The organism is Erwinia sp. (assembly GCF_049696395.1).
GTDB lineage: Bacteria > Pseudomonadota > Gammaproteobacteria > Enterobacterales > Enterobacteriaceae > Erwinia.
On the sequence record NZ_JBAVTT010000103.1, the window covers coordinates 23,266 to 30,427 of the forward strand.

Sequence of the window (7,162 nt, forward strand, 5' to 3'; positions counted from 1 at the left end):
ATTTTGCAATCCCCAAATCATTCCGTCGCTAAAATGAAAAAGCCGGCGGGATATCCCGTCGGCTTAAAGAAGAACGTTAAAACTGACTTATTTAAAGCGTAACTGCGGCATGACGTCACGGACTTGCGCCAGGTAATCACGGCGATCTTTACCTGTCAGGCCTTCCATGCGCGGCAGTTTAGCCGTCAGTGGATTCACAGCCTGGTTGTTGATCCAGATTTCAAAGTGCAGGTGAGGACCGGTAGAACGCCCGGTGCTGCCGGACAGCCCGATACGCTCGCCACGCTTCACTTTCTCGCCCGGCTTCACCAGCAGCTTCTGCATATGCATATAGCGGGTCATATACTGGCGACCGTGACGGATCGCCACATAGTTACCAGCGCCACCGCTACGCTTGGAGACGATAACTTCACCGTCACCTACAGCCAGAACAGGCGTGCCAATCGGTAGGGCAAAGTCGACGCCTTTATGCGGGGCAACACGGCCCGTTACCGGGTTCACACGACGCGGGTTAAAGTTTGATGACACGCGATACTGTTTAACGGTTGGGAAACGCATAAAGCCTTGCGCCAGACCAGAACCGGTACGGTCATAAAACTTACCGTCATTGGCGCGGATAGCGTAGTAATCTTTCCCGCCGCTTTGCAATCGTACGCCAGACAGTTGGCTCTGCTCGCTTTTGCCTTCCAGCATTTCGCGGGACATCAGCACAGAGAATTTGTCACCGTTACGAAGCTTACGGAAGTCCATCTGCCACTGCAGCGCCTTAATGACTGAACTGATTTCACCGCTGCTCAAGCCAGCCTGTTTGGCACTGTTAACAAAACTGCCGTTAACGGTTCCGGACAGAACGGCATCTTTCCACTCACCCTTCTGCACTTCAGAAGAGGATTTAAAGGTGTCGCCTGAGCGGTCATAAGTGCGGGTTTCACGGCGAGAAGCTTCCCAGGTCAGGCGTTGAAGCTGGCCATCATCGGTCAGCGTCCAGCTAAGCTGTTGGCCCACACCCAGGTTGCGCAGATCCTTATCTACCTTAGCCAGTTGGTTGATATCACTCATATCAATGCCATACTGATTCAGGACGCTGCTTAAGGTGTCGCCCGAAGAAACGACATAATCGTGGGTGCCGGATTCATTCGGAACATCCTGATCTATCTCATCTTTAGGCACATCATCTTCTGGCGCAGGCGTGTCCTGATCGAGCGGTTCGCTGGCTTCAGGTGTCACCGAGCGCAGCTGGCTCTTATCCAGGATAATGCTTTTGACGATAGGGTTGGTTTCACCGGTTTGATGATAAACAAAGGGCCGCCAGACGGAGACGGCCAGTGTCACTACGGTGAGCGAACCCAGCATGATGCGGTGGGTTCGCGGCAATGTGTTAAACGCCATACTGACAGCGCGGGCAATCTGCTGCACTTATGAATTTCCTCTAGGCTCCTTTCAGGCAGCTCGTGTACTGGCTGGACAACTGTGAGAGGAATTTCACGTAGCTGTCTCTGGCAACAGTAATGTCGATTCCCAGCGGATCCAGCGTGCCTGAACGGACGTTGGTGCCTCTGGCAACCGCATTGATCACGGCCGGCCTGAACTGTGGTTCAGCAAAGACGCAGACGGCCTTTTGCTCAACCAGCTCTGTTCGAATTTGATGTAGTCGCTGGGCGCCCGGTTGGATCTCAGGGTTGACGGTAAAATGACCCGTTGGGGTCAAGCCGAAGTGTTTTTCAAAGTAGCTGTAAGCATCGTGAAAAACGAAATACCCTTTACCTTTAACCGGCGCAAGCTGAGCATCTATTTGCGTATCGGCCGATGCCAATTCATCCTCAAAATGTTTGAGGTTCGCGTCTAGTTTGTCTCTGCTTTCGGGCATAAGTTCCAATAATTTTGCATGGATTGCAACCGCCGATTGCCTTGCTATCTCTGGGGACATCCACAGGTGCATATTATACTCACCGTGGTGAGGGTGATCGTCGGCCTCATCCTGTCCATGGGCACTTTCCCCATGATCATGATCATCCTCGTCTGCACCCTTGATTAACAGCGGTTTTACCCCTGGTAATTCTGATAATTCTACTGATTTTTGGACCGGTAATTGCGCCACGGCTTTCGGCATAAAGGCTTCCATTTCTGGCCCTACCCAGACCACAAGATCCGCGCCCTGCAAGCGTTTGATATCGGATGGACGCAGTGCGTAATCATGCTCAGAGGCGCCATCTGGTAACAGCACTTCTACCTGAGTGACCCCATCAGCGATGGCTGCAGCAATAAAGCCTAAGGGTTTAACGGAAGCCACAACGGCAGCATGGGCAGGGGCAGCCAGAGAAGCGGCTAATCCCAGAGCGGAGATGAGGGTAAAAAGCGGTTTTTTATTATGTAACATAATATGTCAATCCATCGTGAGAAGTCGATGGAGTGTGATATTATAACATTCTAAAACTTTGGCAACCTGTAATGAATATGTCCTCACTGATTAGCCTGGAAAAAGTCTCTGTCCGCTTTGGCGCACGTCGTGTACTTTCCGATGTTTCGTTAACGCTGCAACCCGGTAAGATCCTGACCCTGCTCGGCCCTAATGGCGCAGGGAAGTCGACGCTTGTCCGCGTAGTGCTGGGCCTGATCCAACCGGACCAGGGCAAGATAAACCGTCCGTCCCAGTTGCGGATTGGCTATGTGCCGCAAAAAATCCATCTGGACGCTACCCTGCCCCTGACCGTCGAGCGGTTTATGCTGCTTCGCGGCGGTGTGAAGCGCAACGATATCCTGCCTGCATTGAAGCGAGTTCAGGCTGCACAACTCCTAAATTACCCGCTGCAGAAATTATCTGGCGGGGAAATGCAGCGAGTGCTGCTGGCTCGTGCTTTGCTGAATCAGCCACAGGTGCTGGTTCTTGATGAACCGACTCAGGGCGTGGACGTGAACGGCCAGGTCGCGTTGTACGATTTGATCGACCAATTGCGCAACGAATTAAACTGTGCCGTGCTGATGGTTTCGCACGACCTGCATCTGGTTATGGCAAAAACTGACGAAGTGCTGTGTCTTAATCAACACATCTGCTGCTCCGGCACGCCAGAAGTTGTCTCTAAACACCCTGAATTTATCTCAATGTTTGGCTCCCGTGGTGCCGAACAGTTAGCCATTTATCGTCACCAGCATAATCACCGTCACGATTTACAGGGACGCATTGTTTTACGCAGAGGGCAGAATCAGTGATTGAACTGTTGTTACCCGGCTGGTTTGCCGGTTTTTTACTCGCGCTGGCCGCTGGCCCGCTTGGCTCGTTTGTGGTGTGGCGCAGGATGTCCTATTTTGGCGATACGCTGGCCCATGCTTCTCTGCTTGGCGTAGCCTTTGGTCTGCTGCTGAATATCAGCCCGTTTTATGCCGTGATTGCCATTACGCTGCTGCTCTCTTTGCTGCTGGTCTGGCTGGAACGCAGGCCGCATCTCGCCATTGATACCCTGCTGGGTATTCTTGCTCACAGCGCGCTGTCGTTGGGTCTGGTGGTAGTCAGCCTGATGTCGAACGTGCGGGTCGATTTGATGGCCTATCTTTTTGGTGACCTGCTCTCCGTCACCCCAACCGACCTGTATACCATTGGCGCTGGCGTCGCCATCGTGCTGGCGGTGCTGGCCTTTAACTGGCGTTCTCTGCTGTCGATGACGATCAGCCCTGAACTGGCGCAGGTAGACGGCGTAAATATTCAGCGGACCAAAATGGTGCTGATGCTGGTAACAGCGTTGACCATTGGTGTGGCCATGAAATTTGTTGGTGCGTTAATCATCACTTCGCTGTTAATTATTCCTGCTGCAACAGCGAGACGTTTTGCGCGTTCACCTGAACAGATGGCCGGGATTGCTGTGCTGGTAGGGATTCTGGCGGTAACGGCTGGGCTAAGCTTCTCAGCCTGGTACGACACGCCGGCTGGCCCTTCGGTGGTGCTGGGTGCTTCGCTGATGTTTATGCTGAGTATGCTGAAACGTCCGGCGGTCTGACTGGCCCCGCATTACTGAGTAAGCAGGCTGCTTCAGCCATAAAAAAACCGGGATTGTCTGCCCGGTTTTTTTTCGTCTGGAATGGGTAAAAGTTACTCTTCCCGCGTAATACCAAAGTGCTTGTAAGCGTGCTGAGTCGCCATGCGGCCACGCGGCGTGCGCTGAATGAAACCTTGCTGGATAAGATAGGGTTCCAGCACATCTTCAATGGTCTCACGCTCTTCACCAATGGCAGCCGCAAGGTTATCCAGGCCAACCGGCCCGCCCATAAACTTATCGATGATCGCCAGCAGCAGCTTGCGGTCCATATAGTCAAAGCCTTCAGTATCAACACTGAGCATATCCAGCGCGCGAGAGGCTACATCACCACTCAGGCTGCCAGCGGCACGCACTTCGGAGAAGTCACGCACGCGTCGTAACAGGCGGTTAGCAATTCGCGGTGTTCCACGCGCACGGCGGGCAATTTCCAGCGCACCCTCATCGCTTAATGGCAATCCCAGGCAGGCAGCGCTGCGCGAGACGATATGCCGCAGGTCTTCAACCTTGTAAAACTCCAGACGCTGGACGATGCCAAAACGGTCACGCAGCGGTGACGTCAGGGATCCGGCACGCGTGGTGGCGCCAATCAACGTAAAAGGCGGCAAGTCGAGTTTGATAGATCGCGCGGCTGGACCTTCACCGATCATGATATCCAGCTGATAATCTTCCATCGCCGGATACAGTACCTCTTCCACCACCGGGGACAAACGGTGGATCTCATCGATAAACAGCACATCGTGAGGTTCCAGGTTGGTGAGCATGGCAGCCAGATCGCCTGCCTTCTCCAGCACCGGGCCAGAGGTGGTGCGCAGGTTCACGCCCATCTCATTCGCCACGATATTTGCCAGCGTGGTTTTCCCCAAGCCTGGCGGGCCGAAGATCAGCAGATGATCGAGGGCATCACCGCGCATTTTGGCCGCCTGGATAAAGATCTCCATTTGTTCGCGCACCACCGGTTGCCCCACGTACTCTTGCAGCAGCTTGGGGCGAATGGCGCGGTCAATGACCTCTTCTTCGGTAATGGTTCCCGGCGAGACCAGGCGATCGGCTTCTATCATGCTCTACCTCAAATTGCAGCGCGGAGCGCTTCACGGATCAGCGTTTCACAATCAGCATCCGGACGGCCCAGTTTACTGATCATCCGGCTGGCTTCCTGAGGTTTATACCCCAGCGAGACGAGAGCAGCAACGGCTTCGCCCTCTGCATCGTTAGCAGCATCAGCCTGCTGCACTTCGCTGGTCAGCGCGAACGGCGCATCTACGGCGAACAGATCGCCATGCATTCCTTTGAAGCGGTCCTTCATCTCAACGACCAGACGTTCGGCCGTTTTCTTGCCTACGCCTGGCAGTTTCACCAGCGCAGCAATTTCTTCCCGCTCTACGGCCGTGACAAACTGTTGAGCAGACATACCAGACAGAATGGCCAGGGCCAGCTTCGGCCCAACGCCGTTCACTTTAATCAGTTCACGGAACAGGGCTCGCTCTTGTTTGCTGTTAAAACCAAACAGCAGTTGAGCATCTTCGCGCACCACAAATTGGGTGAACAGAATGGCTTCTTGATTCAGTTCAGGCAGCTCATAAAAACAGGTCATCGGCATATGCACTTCGTAGCCTACGCCATTCGCTTCAAGCAGCACTAACGGTGGCTGTTTTTCTAAAATAATGCCTCTAAGACGACCAATCACATTCGCATCCTTCACATAAGAGTAGTGGGATTTTATACCATAAAAAAAGCTGGATGGATATCCAGCTTATCAGGAACGGAGACGACCCCGCGCCAGGCTTAACGGCCCCTCGCCTATTCGGTTAATGTTCTGGCTCATGTGGCAATGAGTAATCGCGATGGCCAGCGCATCTGCGGCATCAGCCTGCGGATTAGCCGACAGTTTCAGCAAGGTTCGTACCATGTGCTGCACCTGGCTTTTTTCTGCGCTGCCGGTGCCTACGACGGTTTGTTTCACCTGACGTGCCGCGTATTCAAAAACCGGCAAATCTTGATTTACAGCCGCCACAATCGCCGCGCCGCGCGCCTGCCCCAGCTTTAACGCTGAGTCGGCATTTTTCGCCATAAAGACCTGCTCAATGGCAAAAAACTCCGGCTGAAACTGGGTAATGATCTCGCTGACACCAGCGTAAATCAGTTTCAGCCGTGAAGGCAGATCAACCACGTTGGTACGGATACAGCCGCTGCCGAGATAAGTCAGCTGGCGGCCTACCTGACGAATAACGCCGTAACCAGTGATGCGTGAACCTGGGTCAATACCAAGAATGATCGCCATCACGCACCTCCGGCCAGCGGGTTGAGCAGAAACAACGCCATTAAAGGGTTGCCGCCACCTCATCGGAGATCTCACCGTTATGGTAGACTTCCTGTACATCATCACAGTCTTCCAGCATATCGATCAGACGCAGCAGTTTAGGTGCGGTGTCTTCATCCATATCAGCTTTGGTCGACGGGATCATGGTCACTTCAGCAGATTCAGCCTTCAAGCCTGCGGCTTCGAGCGTATCTTTCACCTGACCAACGGTTTCCCAGGCGGTGAACACATCAATTGTGCCATCGTCATAAGTCACTATGTCATCAGCGCCCGCTTCTAATGCCGCATCCATCACGTCATCTTCTGCCAGACCCGGAGCGAAAGTGATCACGCCTTTGCGGGTGAACAGATAAGCAACAGACCCATCAGTTCCGAGGTTACCACCAGTTTTGCTGAAGGCATGACGCACTTCAGAGACGGTACGGTTACGGTTATCACTCAGGCACTCAACCATTACAGCGGTGCCGCCTGGGCCGTAACCTTCATAAATGATGGTTTCCATGTTGCTGTCGTCATCGCCACCCACGCCGCGTGCAATGGCACGGTTCATGGTGTCACGCGTCATGTTGTTCGACAGCGCTTTGTCCATTGCGGCACGCAAACGTGGGTTGGAGCCGGCATCGCCGCCACCCAGTTTTGCTGCAGTTACCAGCTCACGGATAATCTTGGTAAAGATCTTACCGCGTTTGTAATCCTGCGCCGCTTTACGGTGCTTGGTGTTAGCCCATTTACTGTGGCCTGCCATAAATTCAATTCTCCAGAAAAGACTAAATAACAAATTCTTCTATTGCCTGGCGATTACTCCAGGACTTAGTAA

Annotated in this window: 8 protein-coding genes; 2 read left to right on the forward strand and 6 right to left on the reverse strand. The window is 53.4% G+C overall.

Annotated elements, in window-relative coordinates:
* Window positions 1–87 precede the first annotated feature (87 nt).
* Window positions 88–1,416: a murein DD-endopeptidase MepM gene (mepM, locus tag WCC56_RS12770; RefSeq protein WP_424692730.1), complete on the reverse strand. Its 1,329-nt coding sequence runs from the start codon at window positions 1,414–1,416 to the stop codon at window positions 88–90.
* A 13-nt stretch (window positions 1,417–1,429) separates the two neighbouring features.
* A complete protein-coding gene (gene znuA, locus WCC56_RS12775) occupies window positions 1,430–2,377 on the reverse strand; it encodes a zinc ABC transporter substrate-binding protein ZnuA (protein WP_424692731.1) in 948 nt (315 codons plus the stop codon).
* A 77-nt stretch (window positions 2,378–2,454) separates the two neighbouring features.
* Here znuA and znuC point away from each other — a divergent pair, with 77 nt between their 5' ends.
* Together znuC and znuB are read left to right on the forward strand one after the other, a co-directional pair.
* A complete protein-coding gene (gene znuC / locus WCC56_RS12780) occupies window positions 2,455–3,207 on the forward strand; it encodes a zinc ABC transporter ATP-binding protein ZnuC (RefSeq protein ID WP_424692732.1) in 753 nt (250 codons plus the stop codon).
* Window positions 3,204–3,989, forward strand: coding sequence for a zinc ABC transporter permease subunit ZnuB (gene znuB, locus WCC56_RS12785; RefSeq protein ID WP_424692733.1), 786 nt, complete (start codon window positions 3,204–3,206; stop codon window positions 3,987–3,989). Before znuC ends, znuB begins: the two co-directional genes overlap by 4 nt.
* Before the next feature lie 92 nt (window positions 3,990–4,081).
* On the opposite strand, the gene ruvB is transcribed toward znuB, so the two are convergent.
* The 4 genes from ruvB to WCC56_RS12805 form a co-directional block, all read right to left on the reverse strand.
* Entirely contained in the window at window positions 4,082–5,086 is a 1,005-nt protein-coding gene (gene ruvB, locus WCC56_RS12790) for a Holliday junction branch migration DNA helicase RuvB (RefSeq protein ID WP_424692734.1), read from the reverse strand.
* 8 nt (window positions 5,087–5,094) lie between these two features.
* On the reverse strand, window positions 5,095–5,712 hold the full coding sequence (gene ruvA / locus WCC56_RS12795) for a Holliday junction branch migration protein RuvA (RefSeq protein WP_424692735.1): 618 nt from the start codon (window positions 5,710–5,712) through the stop codon (window positions 5,095–5,097).
* Window positions 5,713–5,781: 69 nt separating this feature from the next.
* Window positions 5,782–6,306 (reverse strand): crossover junction endodeoxyribonuclease RuvC, encoded by a 525-nt coding sequence (ruvC, locus tag WCC56_RS12800; protein ID WP_424692736.1) that lies wholly within the window; start codon window positions 6,304–6,306, stop codon window positions 5,782–5,784.
* 40 nt (window positions 6,307–6,346) lie between these two features.
* Window positions 6,347–7,090 carry a YebC/PmpR family DNA-binding transcriptional regulator gene (locus WCC56_RS12805; protein ID WP_424692737.1) on the reverse strand — a complete coding sequence of 248 codons (744 nt, stop codon included), beginning with the start codon at window positions 7,088–7,090 and terminating at the stop codon, window positions 6,347–6,349.
* Window positions 7,091–7,162: the final 72 nt, after the last annotated feature.